Below are 20,311 nucleotides of genomic sequence, written 5' to 3' on the forward strand. Positions count from 1 at the left end.
TGTCTGTGAACCAACAGGGATAGTGGATGACAAGTTCGGCGGAAGTCTCCGGAGCAACGGACGCAGCAAAGGATCGGGACTGGTGGCGTGGCGCCGTCATTTACCAGATCTATCCCCGCTCGTTCCAGGATAGCAACGGCGACGGTATCGGTGACCTGAAGGGCATTTCCGCGCGCCTGCCGCATATCGCAGCGCTTGGCGCCGACGCCATCTGGATCTCGCCGTTCTTTCCGTCGCCGATGAAGGACTTCGGCTATGACGTCTCCAATTATTCCGATGTCGATCCGATGTTCGGTACGCTTTCGGATTTCGATGGCCTGATCGCGGAAGCCCATCGCCTCGGCCTCAAGGTGATGATCGATCTCGTCATGTCGCATTCGTCGGACCAGCATCCGTGGTTCATCGAAAGCCGTTCCTCGCGCTACAATCCCAAAGCCGACTGGTATGTCTGGGCAGACGCGAAGCCCGACGGCACGCCGCCCTGCAACTGGCTGTCGATCTTTGGCGGTTCGGCCTGGCACTGGGATCCGACCCGCATGCAATATTACATGCACAACTTCCTCACCTCGCAGCCGGACCTCAACCTGCACAATGCCGAGGTTCAGGATGCGTTGCTGGACATGACGCGCTTCTGGCTGAACCGCGGCGTCGATGGTTTCCGCCTCGATACGATCAACTTCTACTTCCACGACAAGCAATTGCGCGACAATCCGGCGCTCGATCCCTCGCGCCGCAACGCGTCGACGGCGCCCGCCGTGAACCCCTACAATTTCCAGGAACACATCTACGACAAGAACCGGCCGGAAAATATCGCGTTCCTGAAGCGCTTCCGCGCCGTTCTCGACGAATTCCCGTCAATCGCTGCCGTCGGCGAAGTGGGCGACAGCCAGCGAGGCCTTGAGATCGTCGGCGAATATACGTCCGGCGATGACAAGATGCAGATGTGCTACGCCTTCGAATTCCTGGCGCCCGACGCTCTGACGCCCGCCCGCGTGGCCGAAGTGCAGACCGCCTTTTCCGAGGCCGCGCCTGAGGGCTGGGCCTGCTGGGCGTTTTCCAACCACGACGTGGTGCGCCATGTCAGCCGCTGGGGCATGGACGTGCTCGACCGTGAAGCCTACGCAAAAATGCTCTCGGCCATTCTTTTGACCCAGCGCGGCTCCGTCTGCATCTATCAGGGGGAAGAACTGGGCCTGACCGAGGCCGATATCGCCTATGCCGACCTGCGCGATCCCTACGGCATTCAGTTCTGGCCGGAATTCAAGGGCCGCGACGGCTGCCGCACGCCGATGGTCTGGGATGCCCAGGCGCTTCAGGCCGGCTTTTCGACGGCCGAAAAGACATGGTTGCCGATCCCGGTCGAACACCAGCTGAAAGCCGTCGGCGCCCAGTATGGCGATCCGGCTTCGGTGCTGGAGCAGTATCGCCGCTTTCTCGCCTTCCGCAAACTGCATCCGGCCCTGAGCAAGGGGCAGTTCATGTCTCTTCCGGTCGATGACACGGTGCTGGGCTACAAACGCCAATACGGCAACGAGACCCTGCTCTGCCTGTTCAACATGAGTGCGGGCGAGGTCGCGACCGACCTGCCGATCGGTCAGTGGGACATGCTCGTCGGCCACGGTTTTGACAGCCGTGTCGAAGGCAATCGTGTCGAGCTGCCACCTTGGGGGGCGTATTTCGCTCGCCACACGTAAGAGACAACAAAGGGTAACGGGGAGGATCACGTCATGACCGGTGTCGTACTGAAGGATATCCGCAAGTCCTATGGCCAGGTGAAGGTGCTGCACGGCATCGACTTGGACATTGCGCAGGGCGAGTTCGTGGTGTTTGTCGGCCCGTCCGGCTGCGGCAAGTCCACGCTGCTGCGGATGATCTCCGGGCTCGAGACGATCACCGGCGGCGAGATGCTGATCGATGGTCAGGTGGTGAATGACGTTCCGCCATCGCGCCGTGGCATCGCCATGGTGTTCCAGTCCTATGCGCTCTATCCGCATATGACCGTCTACGACAACATGGCCTTCGGCATGCGGATCGCCAAGGAAAGCAAGGAGGAGATCGACCGACGGGTCCGCGCGGCCGCCGATATCCTTCAACTCACGCCCTATCTCGACCGCCTGCCGAAAGCGCTCTCCGGCGGCCAGCGCCAGCGTGTCGCGATCGGCCGTGCGATCTGCCGTGATCCGAAAGTCTTTCTGTTCGATGAGCCGCTATCCAACCTCGACGCAGCTCTCCGCGTCGCGACCCGCATCGAAATTGCCCGGCTCAAGGAGCAGATGCCGGACACGACGATGATCTACGTCACCCACGATCAGGTGGAGGCGATGACGCTCGCTGACCGGATCGTCGTGCTGTCGGCCGGCCGCATCGAACAGGTGGGGCCACCGCTCGAACTCTATGAGCGCCCCAAAAACCTCTTTGTCGCGCGCTTCATCGGCTCGCCGGCGATGAACATCATGCCCGTCACCGTCAAGGAAACCGGCGCTGTGACCACCGTTTCGCTTGTCGACGGAAAGTCGGTCATCGTACCGATCTCGACCGAAACCGGCGCGAACGGCAAGAGCGCAAGCTTCGGCGTCCGGCCGGAAGATCTGACCATCGCGACCGGCGAGGATTATCTCTTCGAAGGCAAGGTCTCCATCGTCGAGGCGCTCGGGGAGGTGACGCTCCTCTACATCGAAGGCTTGTCGGCCAAGGAGCCGATCATCGCCAAACTGCCTGGGATCATCGACGTGAAAAGAGGCGACACGATGCGTTTTTCAGCCGATCCGCAGAAGCTGCATCTCTTCGACGCGGACGGCCAGACCTATCGCCGCTGACGGATCGGGATAACTTTACATTTACCGGAATTTTGTGACTAATGCTCCGATTCGGGCCGCATATGAAATTCCAACGCTCTGTTAAACTTCAGGCCCTACTCTTTTGACATTGGAATAGGAGACACTGTCGTGACCGCGGCCCCCATTGGAAAAAGCCATTTTCTGAATAAGGAAGAGTCGTTCATGTACGACCGCGAAGCGCGGTTCAAGATGCATGACACGATGAACGCAGCCCGGATCGAGTATACCGAGAACGGCGTGATGAACATGGCGCAGCGCCGCTGCGACGTTCTGCAGATCTCGGAAACCGAGGCACTCCTCGGCATCATCACCCAGTACCACCTGCCCAAGCAATTCTATCTCGACATCCCGGACGCCCGCATCTCGAAGGTCGGCTGCCTCTTGATGCGGGTCAACACCAACAACACCATTCAGGTTCGCTTTCTGAAGATGCTGACGAAGAAGGAGATGAACCGCATCTTCGTCTTCTCGACGCATCCGAACCACCGCGACATGACGATCGATCTCCGGGCCTGGTAAGCCACCTGTCCAAGGACCGTGGGCACTGTCGGAGTTATTGAAGGGGCGGCTCAAGGCCGCCCTTTGTTATTTCAGGAAAACACGCTGGCGCCGTGCTCGGCGCGGCCGACGTTGCGGCGGAAGGCGGCGAAGAGTTCGCGGCCCATGCCGAATTCGTTTTCGGAAAGGTCCGCCTTGGCAGGCAGGCGCGCGTCGAATTCCACGGCATCCACCAGAACCTCCAGCGTTCCGGCAACAGCGTCGAGACGGATCATGTCGCCGTTCTGGATCTTGGCGATTGCCCCGCCATCGCAGGCTTCAGGCGTCATGTGGATGGCGGCCGGTACCTTGCCCGATGCGCCGGACATGCGCCCGTCGGTGAGAAGCGCCACCTTGAAGCCGCGGTCCTGCAGCACGCCGAGCGGCGGCGTCAGACGGTGCAACTCCGGCATGCCGTTCGCCTGCGGTCCCTGGAAGCGCACGACGGCGATGAAGTCACGGTTCAGGTCGCCGCGCTTGAACGCGTCCTGCAGTTCCTGCTGGTCGTGGAACACGATGGCTGGCGCCTCGATGATATGGCGCTCCGGCTTCACGGCGGAAATCTTGATGACGCCCTTGCCGATATTGCCGGTCAGCATCTTCAGGCCACCGGTCGGCTGGAACGGGGTTTCGATCTGCGCCAGAACCTTCGGGTCGCCACTTGTCTGCGGCACCGTATGGCGCGCCACAAGGCCCTTCTCGTCGAGCTTGGCTTCCACCGTATAGGCCTCGAGCCCGTGGCCGAACACGGTGCGCACGTCGTCATGCACCATGCCGGTCTTCAAAAGCTCGCGGATGAGGAAACCCATGCCGCCGGCTGCGTGAAAATGGTTCACGTCGGCCAGTCCGTTCGGATAGACGCGGGCCAGCAGCGGAACGATGTCGGAAAGCTCCGAAATATCTTCCCAGGTCAGGTGGATGCCGGCGGCACGCGCCATCGCCACGATATGCATCGTGTGGTTCGTGGAGCCGCCGGTCGCATGCAGGCCGACGACGCCGTTGACGATCGAGCGTTCGTCGATCATCTCGCCCGCCGGCGTGAACTCGTTGCCGAGTGCGGTGATGGCGAGCGCCCGCTTGACGGCCTCGCGCGTCAGCGCTTCGCGAAGCGGCGTGCCAGGATTGACGAAGGAGGCGCCGGGCATATGGAAGCCCATGATCTCCATCAGCATCTGGTTCGAGTTGGCTGTGCCGTAGAACGTGCAGGTGCCTGGGCCGTGATAGGACTTGGATTCCGCTTCCAGCAGTTCGGCGCGGCCGACCTTGCCTTCGGCATAGAGCTGGCGGATGCGCGACTTTTCGTCGTTGGGAAGGCCCGTCGTCATCGGTCCGGCCGGAATGAACACCGCCGGCAGATGTCCGAAGGACAGGGCAGCGATCACCAGGCCCGGCACGATCTTGTCGCAGATGCCGAGATAGACGGCGGCGTCGAACATGTTGTGCGACAGGCCGATACCGGCCGACATGGCAATCGCATCGCGCGAAAACAGCGAAAGCTCCATGCCCGGCTGCCCCTGCGTGACGCCGTCGCACATGGCCGGAACGCCACCGGCAACCTGGGCGATGCCGCCCGCCGCACGTGCCGCCTCGCGGATGATCGCGGGGAAGGTCTCGTAGGGCTGGTGAGCCGAAAGCATGTCGTTATAGGAGGTGATGATGCCGAGGTTTGGAACGACGTCTCCTGCGAGCGCGTCCTTCTCGGCGGGGGAACAGACCGCAAAGCCGTGTGCAAGGTTGCCGCAGGAGAGCGTGGTGCGATGTGGCCCGCGCGATGCGGCGCGGCGCACCCGGTCGATATAGGCCTCACGATGCGGTTTCGATCGTTCAACGATACGGGCGGTGATCGCCTCAATGCCGGAATGGGCGCCCATGGTTCATCCTCCTTGGGTCGATCCCGGTCTGGGAGAGTGCCGGGATCGCTGGTGTTACTGCTTCGACCCCTCTAAAGGAGCCGCCAGGTGAGGCGCGTCTTACGGCGCCCAGTAGATGTCGAGTGGCGATGCGGCACGGTTCAGAACCGCACGGACCGGCATTTCGGTCTCATCGGATCCGGCAATCGCCTTTTCCAGCACGTCCTTCTTGCCCTGTCCCTCGATATGCAGCGCCAGGAACCTTGCATCCGAAAGGCTTGAGAAGGAGAAGGTCAACCGCTCTTCGCCGGCCCCTTCCGCTTCCATCGTCATGACGCGGCAAAGACCGGTAAGGTCGAGCGCCTGTTCCAGATTGTTGCCATGCGGGAAGAACGAAGCCGTGTGCCCGTCTCCGCCCATGCCGAGGATCACGACGTCGAACGGCTTGTCGAGCGCAGCCGTTGCCTTTGTCGCAATCACGGCCGCATCCTCGATCGAGGGCGCATCGTAATAGAGCGGCACGAAGGTCGCTGCCGCCGCATTGTTCGCCAAAAGATGCTTGGCAACCAGGAGATGGTTGGAGCGCTCGTTGTCGGCGGGCACGAAGCGCTCGTCGACCAGCGTCACCTTCACCTTGTCCCAGGCAAGCTCGCGCTTCGAAAGCTCCTCGAAGAATTTCTTCGGCGTGGAGCCGCCCGAAACAGCGATGCAGGCCGAATCGCGTGCGTAGATCGCTGCGGCGAGGCGGCTTGCCACCTCGTCGGCAAGCGCGGCTGCCAGAGCCGCGCCGTCAGAATAGTCGTGGGTCGTATAGGTCATGGCTACCTCAGGTCTCGTGCCACGTGCGACCGTCGCGCTCGATCAGGGCAATCGCCTGGCTCGGTCCCCAGGTTCCGGCCGTATAGCCCTGAACCTGCTGGCCGGCTGCTTCCCAACCCTTGAGGATCGGGTCGACCCAGCGCCATGCGGCTTCCACTTCGTCGCGACGCATGAACAGCGTCTGGTTGGAACGGATCGTGTCCATCAGAAGACGCTCGTAGGCATCCGGGTTGCGCACGTTGAAGGCAGCAGCAAAGCTCATGTCCAGCGACACTTCGCGCAGGCGCATGCCGCCCGGACCCGGGTCCTTGATCATCAGGGACTGCTTGACGCCTTCGTCCGGCTGCAGGCGGATGATCAGCTGGTTGGCTGCAATCCGGCCAGCGCTCGCATCGAAGATATTGTGCGGGATCGGCTTGAAGGTGATGACGATTTCCGACATGCGGCTCGCAAGGCGCTTGCCGGTGCGGATGTAGAAGGGAACGCCGGCCCAGCGCCAGTTGCCGATTTCGGCCTTGATGGCAACGAAGGTCTCGGTGTTGGAAACTCCGCCTTCCAGCTCTTCCAGATAGCCTTTGACGGCGCCGCCTGCCGAAGCGCCGGCGCGGTACTGGCCCCGCACCGTCATCTGCTGAACGTTGGATTCGTTGATCGGCTTCAGCGCACGCAGCACTTTCAGCTTTTCGTCGCGAACGGCTTCCTGGTCCATCGACGATGGGACTTCCATCGCCACAAGGCACACGAGCTGCATGATGTGGTTCTGCACCATGTCGCGCAGAGCACCCGCCGTATCGTAGTAACCCGCGCGACCTTCGAGGCCCACCGCTTCGGCAACGGTGATTTGCACGTGGTCGATATGGTTGGCGTTCCACAGCGGCTCATAGAGCGCGTTGGCAAACCGCAGCGCCATCAGGTTCTGCACGGTTTCCTTGCCGAGGTAGTGGTCGATGCGGAAGATCTGTTCTTCCGGGAAGACCTTGCCGATCTGGTCGTTGAGCGCCAGCGCTGACGCAAGGTCGCGGCCGATCGGCTTTTCGACGACGATACGGGTCTGCTTGGTGATCATCTTGTGATCGCGGATTTTTTCGGAAATAGCACCGAAAATTCCAGGCGCGACGGCGAGATAGAACACGCGGACGCGGTCCTTGCCCTCGTCGAGCAGCTTCTTCAGTTCGGCCCATCCGCCTTCCGATTTCGCATCAACGGACACGTAATAGAGACGCTTGCAGAACTTCTCGACTTCCGCCTCGTCGTATTCACCCTTCTTGAGATGCTCCTTGAGGGCGTCCTGGGCGAACTTGCGGTAGTCGTCGTGCGAAAGCGCGCTGCGCGATGCGCCGATGATTCGGGTTGGTTCGGTGAAATGGCCTTCGATCTGACGATGGTAGAGGGCCGGCAGAAGCTTGCGCTCCGCAAGGTCGCCGGTGCCGCCGAAAACGACGCAATCAAACGGCTCGACTGGGATGATCTGGCTGCTCATCGCTATTCTTTCATCTCGCATAGTTGGTGGAACACATATTCTAATCGATTTAAAAACGCTAGCCCGAAATCGCAACTGGGCGGTAGGGGAGGCGTCTCACATCCTGTCTCTGAGCGCAAACCAAGTCAGCGCGAGGAACAGAAGAGGGCTTCGCATGCGCCGCCCGCCGGGGAAGGACGGTATGTCGAGGTCCCGCAGACAATCGAGCTCGGTGCGATTTCCCAGGACCATATCGGCGTAGAGTTTGCCGCAATAATTCGACAGCATCACGCCATGACCGGAATAGCCACCGATCGATGTGACGCCCGGCATCACCTCGCGAACGAACGGATGCCGCGGCAGGGTAATCCCGACATTGCCGCCCCAGGCATGGGTGATCTGGACATCCTTCAGCGCCGGATAGGTATCGACGATCTGGCGGCGGATGGCCTCGGCCATGTCCTTCGGATTGCTCGACGTGTAGACCTCGCGGCCACCGAACAACAGCCGGTTGTCCAGCGACTTGCGGAAGTAGCGCACCACGAAACGGCTGTCGCAGACGGCCTCGCCACCGGGAATGACCTGCGGAAACTCGTCGAGCGGTTCGGTTGCCGCGATAAAGGATCCGATCGGCATGATATGCGCGCCGGTCACCGGTTCGAGATTGCCGATATAGGCGTTGGTGGCAAGCAGCACCCGAGCGGCCGAAATCGTGCCGCGCGGCGTCTCGATGAGCGTCTTGCCGCCGGACTGCGTGATCCTGGTTGCCGGCGTTTCCTCGTGGATCGCAGCGCCTGCGTCATGCGCCACCCGTGCCAGTCCGATCAGGAGCTTCAGCGGATGGATATGGCCGGTTCCCATGTCGCGCACGCCGCAATGGTAGTCGGTCGTGCCGACCCGCTCGGCGGTTTCCTCCGCGCCCATGAACGTAACATGCGGATAGCCGTAGCGCTCGGCCGCGATTGCGGCATTGGCCTGGTAATATCGCTCGTATCCCCGCTTGTGGGCAACGTTCAGCTGTCCCGGCACGTATTCCATGTCGATGCCGTGGGCGGACGCGAAATCCATCAGATAGCGCTTGGCGCCCTCGGCCATGTCGAACAGCGCTTTCGAGCGCTCGAAACCCAGCTTTTCCTCGATCTCCTCCGGCCATGAGCGCTGGCCGGTGCCCAACTGTCCGCCATTGCGTCCCGATGCGCCATCGCCAAAATGCGCGGCCTCGATCAGCACCACCGACGTGCCGGCTTTCGCCAGCGTGTAGGCGGCCTGGAGCCCGGTATAGCCGCCGCCGATGATGGCAACGTCAACGCTCTTCGAGCCGTCGAGGGGAGGGTAGGTCGCCCGGTCGCCAACGCTTGCCTGATACCAAGAAATGCCCGAGGCGATGGGGCTCTGCCAATTGTCCAAGATACCTTTTCCCTCACACGTTGAGGAGCAGGAATTCCCGTTCCCAAGGGCTGATCACCTGCATGAACGTCTCGAATTCCCCCCGTTTCACGCCGGCATAGAGGCCGATGAATTCCTTGCTGAACACTTCCGCAAGCGCCGGCTCGTCCTCCAAGAGCGAGACAGCCTTCAGGAGGTCGCGCGGCAGGTCGATCTCGCCTTCGTTGGCGGAATCTTCGGTCGGCGGTGTCGGATCGAGCCTGTTTTTGATGCCGAGAAGGCCGCAGCCGAGAGAGGCCGCAAGCGCCAGATAGGGATTGGCGTCGGAACTCGGCAAGCGGTTCTCGACACGCCGCGAGTTTGCGTCCGAAACCGGTACGCGAAAGGCCGTGGTGCGGTTGTCGTAACCCCAGGCGGAGTTGACGGGTGCAGCCATATCCGGCGTCAGGCGACGGTAGGAATTCACGTAAGGTGCCATCATCACCAGAGCCTTCGGGATGAAGGCCTGCATGCCGCCGATGAAGTGGAAGAATTCCTCCGATGCCGAACCGTCCGCGTTGGAAAAGACGTTCTTGCCGGTCTCGATCTCCACCACCGACTGGTGGATATGCATCGCGGATCCCGCCTGGCCCTGCATCGGCTTTGCCATGAAGGTTGCGTAGATGCCGTGTTTCAGCGCCGCTTCGCGAATGGTGCGCTTGAACATGAAGACCTGGTCGGCCAGTTCCACCGGATCGCCGTGGCGAAGATTGATTTCCAGCTGCGCCGGGCCTTCCTCGTGGATCAGCGTATCGATCTCGAGGCCCTGCTTTTCGGAGAAATGGTAGATGTCGTCGATCAGTTCGTCGAACTCGTTGATGCCGGCAATCGAATAGCTCTGTCCACCAAGGATCGAGCGACCGGAGCGGCCCTTCGGCGGATGCAGGGGGTAATCCGGGTCGTCGTTCTTGGCGACCAGATAGAACTCGATCTCCGGCGCCACGACCGGCTTCCATCCGCGGTCGTTATAGAGCTTGACGATGTTCTTCAAAACGTTGCGCGGCGTATAGGACACCGCCTGGCCGTCGGTATCGACGATGTCGCAGATGACCTGCGCCGTCGGGTCGCTTTCCCAGGGCACGACGGCAAGCGTCGAAAGGTCAGGCATCAGCTTGAGATCGCTGTCGCGCGGCTCATAGCGGAAGTTTGCCGTCTCGTCGGGATATTCACCGGAGATCGTATGACGATAGAGCGCCGAAGGCAGCGCCAGCGAGGTGTTGGAGGTGAACTTCGACGAGGGCATCATCTTGCCGCGCGGCACACCGGCAAGATCGGGCGTGATGCATTCGATGTCTTCGATCCCGCGTGCCCGAAGCCAAGCGGCCGCCTCGCGCCAGTCTGCAACGCCGCGAAGCGAAGTCAGCGTCGGCTGGGCTGTCGCGGCTTTCGCCACGGTTCCGGTTGCCAGGACAGGGGAAGATTTCTTGCGCGGCATAACACACCGGGGTCATGTTGATCGGAGCCCCATCATAGCCATGGAATGATGTTTGGGAACACTATTTGGCTGAGAGCGCGCTGACTTCTTGGCGAGGAGCAGGCTGAATTCGCTATTGTGTCCCCGCCATCTTGACTTGGAGGCTCCAATCGAAAACAGCAAGTCGATGACGAGAGGATGACCATTGGCACAGAAATTCGATGTGATCGTGTTGGGCGCCGGTGCCGCCGGCATGATGTGCGCCATCCGCGCCGGCCAGCGTGGTCGCTCGGTGCTGGTGCTCGATCATGCCAAGGCGCCCGGCGAAAAGATCCGCATCTCGGGAGGCGGCCGCTGCAACTTTACCAATATCGGTGCGGCCCCCCAGCATTACCTCTCCGGCAACGCGCATTTCGTCAAATCGGCACTTGCCCGCTACACGGCCCGCGATTTCCTCGATCTGGTGGAACGGCATCGGATTCCCTGGCATGAAAAGACGCTCGGCCAACTGTTCTGCGACAACAGCGCCAAGGACATCATCGCGATGCTGCTGGCGGAAATGTCGGCCGCGAAAGTGTCCCTGAAGCTTCAGACGGCGATCGACGGCATCGAAAAATCGCCCGACGGATATCGGCTGGCCACCTCTGCCGGCCAGTTCGAAGCCGGGTCGCTGGTGGTGGCGACGGGCGGCAAGTCCATCCCGAAAATGGGCGCCACGGGCTTTGCCTACGAGATTGCGGCGCAGTTCGGGCTCAAGCTGGTCGAGACGCGCCCCGGCCTCGTGCCGCTGACCTTCGATCAGAACACACTCGAAAAACTGTCGCCGCTGTCTGGGATCGCGGTTCCTGCAGAAGTGCGCCACGGCCGGACGGGATTTCGCGAGGCCATGCTGTTTACCCATCGCGGCCTCAGTGGCCCGTCCATCCTGCAGATTTCCTCCTATTGGCGGGAAGGTGACGACATCACGCTGTCGATCGAACCGGATGCCCCAATCAGCGATGCACTGAAGGCGGCCCGCAAGACGAACGGCAGACAGGCGGCGCAGACGGCGCTTGGCGAAATACTGCCCAAGCGTCTTGCCCAATACTTCGTCGAAAACCGGGGCGTCACCGGCAATCTCGCCGATCTCTCCGACAAGATGCTGACAGGGCTTGCAGCATCGATCCAGGACTGGAAGATCCGCCCCGCCGGTTCGGAAGGATATCGCACGGCCGAGGTCACGCTGGGTGGTATCGATACTTCCGCACTGGATTCCAAAACGATGCAGGCCAAGGCCGTGCCAGGCTTGTATTTCATCGGCGAGTGCGTCGACGTTACAGGCTGGCTTGGCGGCTATAACTTCCAGTGGGCCTGGTCTTCCGGCTATGCTTGCGGAGACAGCCTCTAGGTAGAAATGCCAGTTGTGCTCGATTCAGGTGTTGTTAATATGCCTGGAGGATGCTGCCTTAATGCAAGCCCATTTGTTTGGTCTATAGGCTGCGTACCCGCCGGCTTCCGGCGGCCATCACCAAGATCGTGGAGTCGGATACCTATGCAGAAGACCCGCAGCGCCCGTGCAATTGCTATTGCCAAGACCCAGGATAACGCAAAGTTGATCCGCGTAAGATTTCTGGCGATGGCGATTGGAGCAACTGTTGCTCTTCTTTCGGTTCCTTTCTACTTCTGACGTAGTCTCCCGCAGCCTTGCTGCGGCAAGGAATGTGTGAACGAGTAACGGCGTCGGTGTAGCTCTGGATCTACGTCGGTCGCTTGAGTTACGTCAATTTCCTATTTATCTAATCTTCAGATATCTCCGTCAAAAACAACAGTGTCTCTCACATTTTGGAAAGAGCCCTGTTTTGACCAAGAAGCTTCTCCCCTCATCCGTTGTATCCCGGATTGTTCTCCTCTGCCTTTTTCTCGTTTCCGTGGCAGCGGCTACTCTTTCCGGGCTTGCCTATGTCAATCTTCGGAACGACGTCATGTCGAGTGCACGTGCCGATGCCTATAAGGCGATGCGCACGCTGGGGCTTCTTTATGAGCTGGAACTGCCCGGTGCGAAGACCGAGATCCGCGACGAAGTCGTCAACAAGGTTCTCCAGGGCGAAGGCGCTCTGAAAGGCCATGACGTGGTCGACCGTGCCGCTGCTGCCATCGGCGGCGTTGCAACGATCTTTGAAAAGCAGGGCGCAGACTACGTCCGCATCTCCACCAACGTGAAGACTGAGAAGGGTGAGCGCGCCATCGGCACGAAGCTTGCTCCCGAACATCCGGCGCAGCCGAAGCTCGGAAAGAGCGAATCCTATTTCGGAAACGCGGTTCTGTTCGGCAAGGACTACATGACCGGGTATTACCCGATCACCAATGCCGCAGGTGCAGTCACCGGCGTCCTCTTCATCGGTGTTCCGATGGAAGTCTATTTCGCCCATATCGCGTCGTCTGCTTATATCCTCATCGGCACGTCGGCGATCGCGCTTCTGGTGCTCGGCTTCTTCAGCTTTTTCGCCATCCGGGCACTCGTGCGCCCGCTCGGCGTGCTGACCGGCAGCGTCCGCGCCATTGCGCAGGGCGATAACAAGAGTGCGATCCCCTATCTCCAGCTGCCGAACGAATTCGGCAACATTGCCAGAGCCCTTGAGGTTTTCCGCGATAAGGACCGCGAAAAGCAGCTGATCGAAAGCCGCAGCGCCGCAGAGCGTGCCGAAGCGGAAGCGGATCGCCATCGCAACGATACCGAAAAGCAGCATGTCGACGCCCAAATCGAGCACGCCGTCACGCAGCTTGGATCGGCCTTGTCGCGTCTGTCCCAGGGCGATCTGTCCGCATCGATCGACACGCCGTTCTCCGGTCGTCTTGAAGGCCTGCGGACCGATTTCAACAATTCGATCCTGCGGCTGCGTGAAACGATGACGCATATCCGCACCAGCACGCTCTCGATCCAGAAGAGCAGCTCCGATCTCAGCCACTCGTCGACGGACCTGTCACGCCGCACCGAAAGCCAGGCCGCTTCGCTCGAAGAGACGGCGGCCGCCGTGGACGAGATCACCGTTACCGTACGCTCCTCCGCCGAACGCGCTCGCGAAGCCAATGACGCCGTGACGCAGACCAAGAAGAGCGCCGACAGTTCCGGCACCGTGGTCCGCAATGCCGTCGAAGCGATGGGCAAGATCGAGGAAGCGTCCAAGAAGATCGAACTGATCATCGACGTCATCGACGACATCGCCTTCCAGACCAACCTTCTCGCCTTGAACGCCGGCATCGAAGCCGCGCGGGCAGGGGATGCCGGCAAGGGCTTTGCGGTCGTCGCCCAGGAAGTCCGTGAACTGGCCCAGCGCTCCGCCGATGCGGCCAAGGAAATCAAGGGCCTGATCGACCAGTCCAGCCACGAGGTCCATTCCGGATCGACGCTGGTGCAGGAAGCGGGCGAAGTGCTGGCCACGATCAGCAGCGACATCACCATCATCAGCAAGCATGTCGATACGATCGCCACTGCCAGCCGCGACCAGGCCGCAGCGCTTCAGGACATCAATAGCTCCGTCAACAAGATGGATCAGATGACCCAGCAGAACGGTGCCATGGTGGGCGAAACCAGCGAGGCGAGCCGTCGTCTTGCTGAAGAGGCGGATATGCTGCTCGGCCTCGTCCAGCAGTTCAAGATCGACAGCCAGAGATCAATGGCCCGTCAGGATAGCCGGGCAGCCTGAGCGCGGGAAGATGAAATGACAAGGGGCGGCTTTCGGGCCGCCCTTTTTTGTGAACGATGAGCCGGTTGCGATTTCGGCTTGGCACAAGGGCATGGGTTCGGGCGGCGTCGATTTCCGGTAACCGCTGCTGCATTGCACATTCCCCCTTGTGGCCTGGGGAATTCCTTTCTACTCTCCTCAAAATTATAGGGAAATTCGCGCGAACCGTCCTGCCGCGCAGGAGCGGTGGCTGCAGGTGCTGCAACAGGAGAGAATTGATGAAAGCCCATTTGCTCAGCATAGCCGCCGCTTTGGCTGCGACCGCTTTCAGCGTGTCTGGTGTTTCCGCCCAGGAACGCACTGTGCATGTCTACAACTGGTCCGACTACATCGATGAATCGATCCTGCAGGACTTCACCAAGGAAACCGGCATCAAGGTTGTCTACGACGTCTTTGACAGCAACGATATCCTGGAAACTAAGCTGCTTGCCGGCGGCTCCGGTTACGACGTCGTGGTGCCGACCGCCCCGTTCCTCGCCCGCCAGATCCAGGCCGGCGTCTTCCAGAAGCTCGACAAGTCCAAGATCCCCAACCTTTCCAACCTGTGGCCGGAAATCTCGGCGCGTCTTGCCAAATACGATCCCGGCAACGAATACGCCGTCAACTACATGTGGGGCACGACCGGCATCGGCTACAATGTCGATAAGGTCAAGAAGGCACTCGGCGATACGCCCCTCGACAGCTGGGACGTGCTGTTCAAGCCTGAAAATGCTGCAAAGCTCAAGTCCTGCGGCGTCAACATCCTCGATGCATCCGACGAGACCTTCGCGATCGGCATGAACTATGTCGGCAAGGATCCCGACAGCAAGGAAACGAAGGATCTCGAAGCGGGCGGCAAGGTCTATTCCGACATCCGCTCCTCGGCAAAGACGTTCAACTCCTCGTCCTATATCGATGATCTCGCCAACGGCGACATCTGCATCACCATCGGCTGGTCGGGCGACATTCTGCAGGCAAAGACCCGCGCCGAGGAAGCCAAGAACGGCGTCAACATCGAGTTCTCGATCCCCAAGGAAGGAACCTATATGTGGTTCGACAACCTTGCGATCCCGGCCGATGCAAAGAACGTGGCCGAAGCGCATGAATTCATCAATTACTTGATGAAGCCCGAAGTGATCGCCAAGGCATCGAATTACGTTCAGTATGCCAACGGCAACCTGGCCTCGCAGAAGTTCATCGACAAGGAAGTCCTAGAAAACCCGGCGGTCTACCCGACCGAAGAGGTCACCAAGAAGCTCTTCACGATCTCGCCTTACGGGCCCAAGGAACAGCGCGTGCTGAACCGGCTCTGGACCCAGATCAAGACCGGCAAGTAACCATCGGCTTCGGGGCAGGCAAAACCTGCCCCGATCTGTTTCTGGCAATATTTCTTTAGGGCAGGCGGGGCAGGCGATGGCAAAGACACTCGGACCGGTAAAACGAAAATTCTCTCCGTGGACCGATCCGGCTTCGGTGCCCTTCATCCGCTTTGAAAACATCACCAAGCGCTTCGGCAATTTCACCGCCGTCGATAATCTGACGCTCGATATCTACGAGAGGGAATTCTTCTCGCTGCTCGGGCCGTCCGGCTGCGGAAAGACGACGCTGATGCGGATGCTGGCAGGCTTCGAGGAGCCGACGGAAGGCCGCATCCTTTTGCAGGGCAAGGACATTTCCGGTGTTCCGCCCTACAAGCGCCCGACCAACATGATGTTTCAGTCCTACGCGCTCTTCCCGCATATGTCGGTTGAAAAGAACATCGCCTTCGGTCTCAAGCAGGACAATCTGCCAAAGGGCGAGATCGATACCCGCGTCGAGGAAATGCTGAAGCTCGTCAAGCTGGAGCAGTTCGCCAAGCGCAAGCCGGCACAGCTTTCCGGCGGCCAGCGCCAGCGCGTGGCGCTGGCAAGGTCGCTCGCAAAGCGCCCGAAGGTCCTGCTGCTCGACGAACCGCTCGGCGCGCTGGACAAGAAGCTGCGCGAGGAAACCCAGTTCGAACTGATGGATATCCAGCAGACGCTGGGACTCACCTTCCTCATCGTCACCCACGACCAGGAAGAGGCGATGACCGTGTCCGACCGTATCGCGGTCATGGACAAGGGCATCATCATGCAGGTGGCAACGCCGGCCGAAATCTACGAGGCCCCGAACAGCCGCTACGTGGCGGACTTCATCGGCGATATCAACATCCTCGAAGGCACGGTGACGCAAACCGATAGCGCGCTCGGCGCCCCCGGCCTGGTGCGGATCGACAGCGACGGTCTGAGCGTTGCCGCAGAACAGGAATGCCAGGCCGTCAAGGGAGATCACGTCGCCTACGCGGTCCGCCCGGAAAAGGTGCGCATCTCGCAGGAACAGCCCGCCGATACGTCCCTCAATGCGGCCTATGGCGAAGTCTGGGACATCGGCTATCTCGGCGACTTCTCGGTATTTCTCGTGAAGATGGAGGACGGCCGTATCGTCCGCGCCGCGCAGGCCAACGTCTCGCGCCTGGTCGATCGGCCGATCACCTTCGGCGACATGGTGTGGCTGACCTGGTCACGCGATGCCGGCCTTGTGCTGACACGATAGGGAGCGCGATCATGGCCGATACGACAGCCGACAATCCGCATGCCAACCCGGCCCGCTGGCTGGTCGTCGCAGTTCCCTATCTCTGGCTGCTGCTGTTCTTCGTCGCGCCCTTCCTGATCATCTTCAAGATCTCGCTGTCGGACACGGCCATTGCCATGCCGCCCTATACGCCGGTGTTCGGGGGCTGGGGCGCCATCAGCGATTTCGTCTCCGAGCTGGACATCGAGAACTACCTGTTTCTCACCGAGGACCCGCTTTACTTCCAGGCCTATATGTCGTCGCTGCGGATCGCCGCGATCTCGACGTTCTTGCTTCTCCTCATCGGCTATCCGATGGCGCTTGCCATGGCGCGCGCACCCAATTCCATCCGGCCGATCCTGCTGATGCTGGTCATCCTGCCGTTCTGGACCTCGTTCCTCATCCGCGTCTATGCCTGGATCGGCATCCTGAAGCCGGACGGGTTGCTGACGCTCGCCTTGCAGACGATCGGGTTGATGGGACCTGACGAACAGGTGGAGATCTTCCGAACCGACACGGCCGTCTTTATCGGCATCGTCTATTCTTATCTGCCCTTCATGGTCCTGCCGCTCTATGCGGCGCTCGAAAAGATGGACAATACTCTGCTGGAAGCCGCCAACGATCTCGGCTGCCCGCCGTGGAAGGCGTTCTGGAAAATCACCTTCCCGCTGTCGCTGCCGGGCGTCATCGCAGGCTCGATGATCTGCTTCATCCCGATCACAGGCGAATTCGTCATCCCGGATCTGCTCGGCGGCGCCGATACGCTGATGATCGGCAAGACGCTGTGGACGGAGTTCTTCAGCAACCGCGACTGGCCGCTTGCCTCGGCCGTAGCAGTGGTCTTGCTCCTGATGCTGGTCGTGCCGATCGCCATCTTCCAGAACCAGCAGAAGAAGGTGGCGTGAGATGACAAAGAACCGCCTTGATGCCACCGTCCTGACGCTTGGCTTCGCCTTCCTCTACATCCCCATTATCATTCTGGTCGTCTACTCGTTCAACGCCTCGCGGCTCGTCACGGTCTGGGGCGGCTTCTCGCTCAACTGGTACGTCTCGATGTGGTCGAACCAGGGTCTTATGGATGCCGCCTGGGTCACGGCCCGCGTCGGTCTGTTGAGCGCCACGTTCGGTACCATCCTCGGCACGCTGGCAGCGCTGACGCTGGTCCGCTACCAGAAGTTTCCTGGAAAAATGCTGTTTTCCGGCATGATCTATGCGCCGCTGGTCATGCCGGAGGTCATCACCGGCCTGTCGCTGCTTCTTCTGTTCGTGGCGATCGGCGTCGATCGCGGGTTCTGGACCGTCATCATCGCCCACACGACCTTCACCATGTGCTACGTGGCGATCGTCGTTCAGTCGCGGCTTCTCACCTTCGATCGCAGTCTGGAAGAGGCAGCGCTCGATCTCGGCTGCCCGCCGGTCAAGACGTTCTTCCAGATTACCCTGCCGCTGATCCTGCCCGCCGTCATCTCCGGCTGGATGCTCGCCTTCACCCTGTCGCTGGACGACCTTGTGATCGCAAGCTTCAACACTGGGCCAGGTGCCACCACGCTGCCAATCAAGATCTATTCGCAGGTGAGGCTCGGTGTGACGCCGGAGATCAACGCAATCTGCACGATCCTGATCGCGCTGGTGACACTCGGCGTCATCGCCACCTCGATCGGCACCAAGCGCGCCGAGGTCCGGCGTATCCGCGACGAGCATATGGCGCAGCGGACCGGCAGCTGAACCGTCAGGGCGTGTGTTATTCGGTGATCTTCGGCGTGGGCTTTGCGACCGGCCAGATCACCGGGTTCTGCCAGGATCCCCCGATGAAAAAGTGGGTGGCATCCGGGCGGCCAGCGGCAGCGTCCCCGCTGGTTGTCCCGCTGGAATCTGTGAGCACACCGGCAGAAAGCGCGAGGCTGTTATTGGCATAGGGCACGATGCCGTTGAGCGTAATACGCTCGTTGGTTCCAACGATCAGCCCGTTGCGGATATCGGCTAAACCATCGGCGACGGTGACGTTAATATCGACACTCTGGAATTCGTAAGCTCCTGTCCCTGCTTCGCTCAGCGTGAAATAGGGTTTTTGGGTCGCCAGCCGTCTTATGCCTGCCATGTCCACACCGGGCAGAGTTCCGCTGCCGGCACGAAAGCGCAGAGATCCTTTGGCGTTGCGCAGCGTTTCCGCCGTCACCGGTCGCGCCACGTCCAGCGCCAGTTCGAGCGAGCCCGAGGCGCCGGGTAGCGGGGCCGTCAGGCCAAGCCGGCTGATCACGCTGGCGAAGTCGGCGTCCTGTACGGAGAGCCTTATTGCAACGCCGCCCGTTTCCCCGTCCTTGATCGTCGCGATGCGGCCGGTCAGTCGTCCGTTTTCGAAATCGCTGTCGAGAATATCGATCCGTGACTGGTCACCGATATTCATGATGCCGACGGCAACTTCGCTGAGTTGGAAGGGGCCGATCTCGACGCTTTGTGCGGATAGCCTCAAATCCAGCTCGAGCCGGTCGCGCAGTCTTGCGGCGGGATCGCTTTTGTCGAGAAGTCGCGGCGCGATCTCGGCCAGCATCGGCAACACGTCGCGGGTGTTGAGGGCGAGCGTCCCGGTCAGCCGCGGGGGAGCATCCGCCGGCATGGTCAGGTCCAGAATGCCGCTTGCCGTGATGTCGTCGATACCGAGCGACAGGCTTTCGAACCGCATCGCCGTATCGTTGGTGATCAGCCGGGCCTTCACGGAAAGCTGCTTCAGCTTTTCCGTGCCTGGCAGGTCGAACCCCATCCACTGCATGGCTTTGGCGCCATCCGCCGTTGCAAATTCGGCATCTCCGGACAAAAAGCCGTGGCTCGCGAGGTTGACGACGCCGCTGAACTTGGCGTTGAACAGGTCCGACTGGATCGAGCCCGAAGTGCTACTGCTGCGGCCCGAAAACAGAAGCAGAGGCTGGCGCGAGGTGATATCGGCCGTGACCCTGCGGCCGGCAATCGTTGCCTGGCCCTTGAAGCTCGCGCTGCGTGAAAGATAGGACCAGTCGATCTCGCTGTCGATCCGGTCGACCCGGACGATGCGGCCATCCTCTTCGTTGGTAATCTGAAGCGTGCCGTTCTCGATCAGGACATCGCCGATCGGCGCATCATTCGAATTGTCCAGCAACTGACCGGTGCCATCGCTTTTGACAGCGCGAACGGCGCGGCTGAGCAATCCGTCATTGGTCCAGTCCAGTCGCCCATCCGGTTTGCGCAGCACGAAAAGCTGCGGGTCCTTGAGGTGGAAATCCTTGAATTCCGGCTGACCCACCAGCGCGCCCAGAAGATCGAACGACGCCGACAGTTCACGGACGCTGCCAAGCATGCCTTTCTTGCCATGATCGATGTTGCGAACCATTACATCGGAGAATGTGATGCGCGGCTCCGGCCAGAAGGCAAGCGACGGCTGTCCGCCGATCGACACGTCGTGGCCGATCCATTCCTCGACGGCGCGCTCCATTCGTTCCCGTACCAGCACGGTCGAAACAAGGAAGGGTGCCGCGAGCTGGAAGGCGACGAAGAGGCTCAGCAGCGAGACCAGAACGATCAAGGCGATGCGCGTCCGCTTCCCTAAGGGGCGTCCGAAGGTCCTACGCAGCTTTCCGTCTGTCTCGTTGGGCATGGCTCACGCGAATATAGGAAATGCCGGCGTCGCGCAAATGCAGCAAGCGCGCGCT

At 60.8% G+C, this 20,311-nt stretch carries 16 protein-coding genes; 10 read left to right on the forward strand and 6 right to left on the reverse strand.

The features are described from left to right. Nucleotides 1-26: 26 nt before the first annotated feature. From ASF70_RS09045 to ASF70_RS09055, 3 genes are all read left to right on the forward strand, one after another. The gene (locus ASF70_RS09045; protein WP_062579130.1) at nt 27-1,694 is read left to right on the forward strand and encodes an alpha-glucosidase family protein; all 1,668 of its coding nucleotides are present in this window, start codon (nt 27-29) and stop codon (nt 1,692-1,694) included. Between the two features lie 33 nt (nt 1,695-1,727). Beyond that, complete coding sequence (gene ugpC / locus ASF70_RS09050; RefSeq protein ID WP_062579131.1) at nt 1,728-2,816, forward strand: sn-glycerol-3-phosphate ABC transporter ATP-binding protein UgpC; 1,089 nt, start codon at nt 1,728-1,730, stop codon at nt 2,814-2,816. 183 nt (nt 2,817-2,999) lie between these two features. Next, a complete protein-coding gene (locus tag ASF70_RS09055) occupies nt 3,000-3,356 on the forward strand; it encodes a hypothetical protein (RefSeq protein ID WP_062579133.1) in 357 nt (118 codons plus the stop codon). 71 nt (nt 3,357-3,427) lie between these two features. On the opposite strand, the gene edd is transcribed toward ASF70_RS09055, so the two are convergent. The 5 genes from edd to ASF70_RS09080 form a co-directional block, all read right to left on the reverse strand. Further along, complete coding sequence (gene edd, locus ASF70_RS09060; protein ID WP_062579135.1) at nt 3,428-5,245, reverse strand: phosphogluconate dehydratase; 1,818 nt, start codon at nt 5,243-5,245, stop codon at nt 3,428-3,430. 99 nt (nt 5,246-5,344) lie between these two features. Continuing rightward, the gene (gene pgl, locus ASF70_RS09065) at nt 5,345-6,043 is read right to left on the reverse strand and encodes a 6-phosphogluconolactonase (RefSeq protein ID WP_062579141.1); all 699 of its coding nucleotides are present in this window, start codon (nt 6,041-6,043) and stop codon (nt 5,345-5,347) included. Between the two features lie 7 nt (nt 6,044-6,050). Continuing rightward, nucleotides 6,051-7,523, reverse strand: a complete 1,473-nt coding sequence (gene zwf, locus ASF70_RS09070) for a glucose-6-phosphate dehydrogenase (protein ID WP_062453773.1) — start codon at nt 7,521-7,523, stop codon at nt 6,051-6,053. A 96-nt stretch (nt 7,524-7,619) separates the two neighbouring features. Further along, nucleotides 7,620-8,909: an FAD-binding oxidoreductase gene (locus ASF70_RS09075; protein ID WP_082471835.1), complete on the reverse strand. Its 1,290-nt coding sequence runs from the start codon at nt 8,907-8,909 to the stop codon at nt 7,620-7,622. A gap of 13 nt (nt 8,910-8,922) precedes the next feature. After that, nucleotides 8,923-10,362 carry a glutamine synthetase family protein gene (locus ASF70_RS09080; RefSeq protein ID WP_062453771.1) on the reverse strand — a complete coding sequence of 480 codons (1,440 nt, stop codon included), beginning with the start codon at nt 10,360-10,362 and terminating at the stop codon, nt 8,923-8,925. Nucleotides 10,363-10,546: 184 nt separating this feature from the next. Here ASF70_RS09080 and ASF70_RS09085 point away from each other — a divergent pair, with 184 nt between their 5' ends. The 7 genes from ASF70_RS09085 to ASF70_RS09110 all read left to right on the forward strand — a co-directional run bounded on the left by ASF70_RS09085 (nt 10,547) and on the right by ASF70_RS09110 (nt 18,356). Then, nucleotides 10,547-11,728, forward strand: a complete 1,182-nt coding sequence (locus ASF70_RS09085) for an NAD(P)/FAD-dependent oxidoreductase (RefSeq protein ID WP_082471836.1) — start codon at nt 10,547-10,549, stop codon at nt 11,726-11,728. Between the two features lie 144 nt (nt 11,729-11,872). After that, complete coding sequence (locus tag ASF70_RS24730) at nt 11,873-12,007, forward strand: hypothetical protein (protein WP_256413687.1); 135 nt, start codon at nt 11,873-11,875, stop codon at nt 12,005-12,007. A gap of 295 nt (nt 12,008-12,302) precedes the next feature. Beyond that, the gene (locus ASF70_RS09090) at nt 12,303-14,024 is read left to right on the forward strand and encodes a methyl-accepting chemotaxis protein (RefSeq protein WP_244473996.1); all 1,722 of its coding nucleotides are present in this window, start codon (nt 12,303-12,305) and stop codon (nt 14,022-14,024) included. Between the two features lie 257 nt (nt 14,025-14,281). Continuing rightward, on the forward strand, nt 14,282-15,379 hold the full coding sequence (locus ASF70_RS09095; RefSeq protein WP_082471837.1) for a polyamine ABC transporter substrate-binding protein: 1,098 nt from the start codon (nt 14,282-14,284) through the stop codon (nt 15,377-15,379). 76 nt (nt 15,380-15,455) lie between these two features. Further along, nucleotides 15,456-16,613: an ABC transporter ATP-binding protein gene (locus ASF70_RS09100; RefSeq protein ID WP_062579145.1), complete on the forward strand. Its 1,158-nt coding sequence runs from the start codon at nt 15,456-15,458 to the stop codon at nt 16,611-16,613. 11 nt (nt 16,614-16,624) lie between these two features. After that, nucleotides 16,625-17,536 (forward strand): ABC transporter permease subunit, encoded by a 912-nt coding sequence (locus ASF70_RS09105; protein ID WP_062579148.1) that lies wholly within the window; start codon nt 16,625-16,627, stop codon nt 17,534-17,536. 1 nt (nt 17,537) lies between these two features. Beyond that, nucleotides 17,538-18,356, forward strand: a complete 819-nt coding sequence (locus ASF70_RS09110; RefSeq protein WP_062579149.1) for an ABC transporter permease — start codon at nt 17,538-17,540, stop codon at nt 18,354-18,356. Nucleotides 18,357-18,372: 16 nt separating this feature from the next. Here ASF70_RS09110 and ASF70_RS09115 read toward each other — a convergent pair whose 3' ends face one another. After that, nucleotides 18,373-20,256 (reverse strand): AsmA-like C-terminal region-containing protein, encoded by a 1,884-nt coding sequence (locus ASF70_RS09115; RefSeq protein WP_082471838.1) that lies wholly within the window; start codon nt 20,254-20,256, stop codon nt 18,373-18,375. Nucleotides 20,257-20,311 lie beyond the last annotated feature (55 nt).

The sequence above is a fragment of the Rhizobium sp. Leaf321 genome, from assembly GCF_001423215.1.
Classification (GTDB): Bacteria; Pseudomonadota; Alphaproteobacteria; order Rhizobiales; family Rhizobiaceae; genus Neorhizobium; species Neorhizobium soli.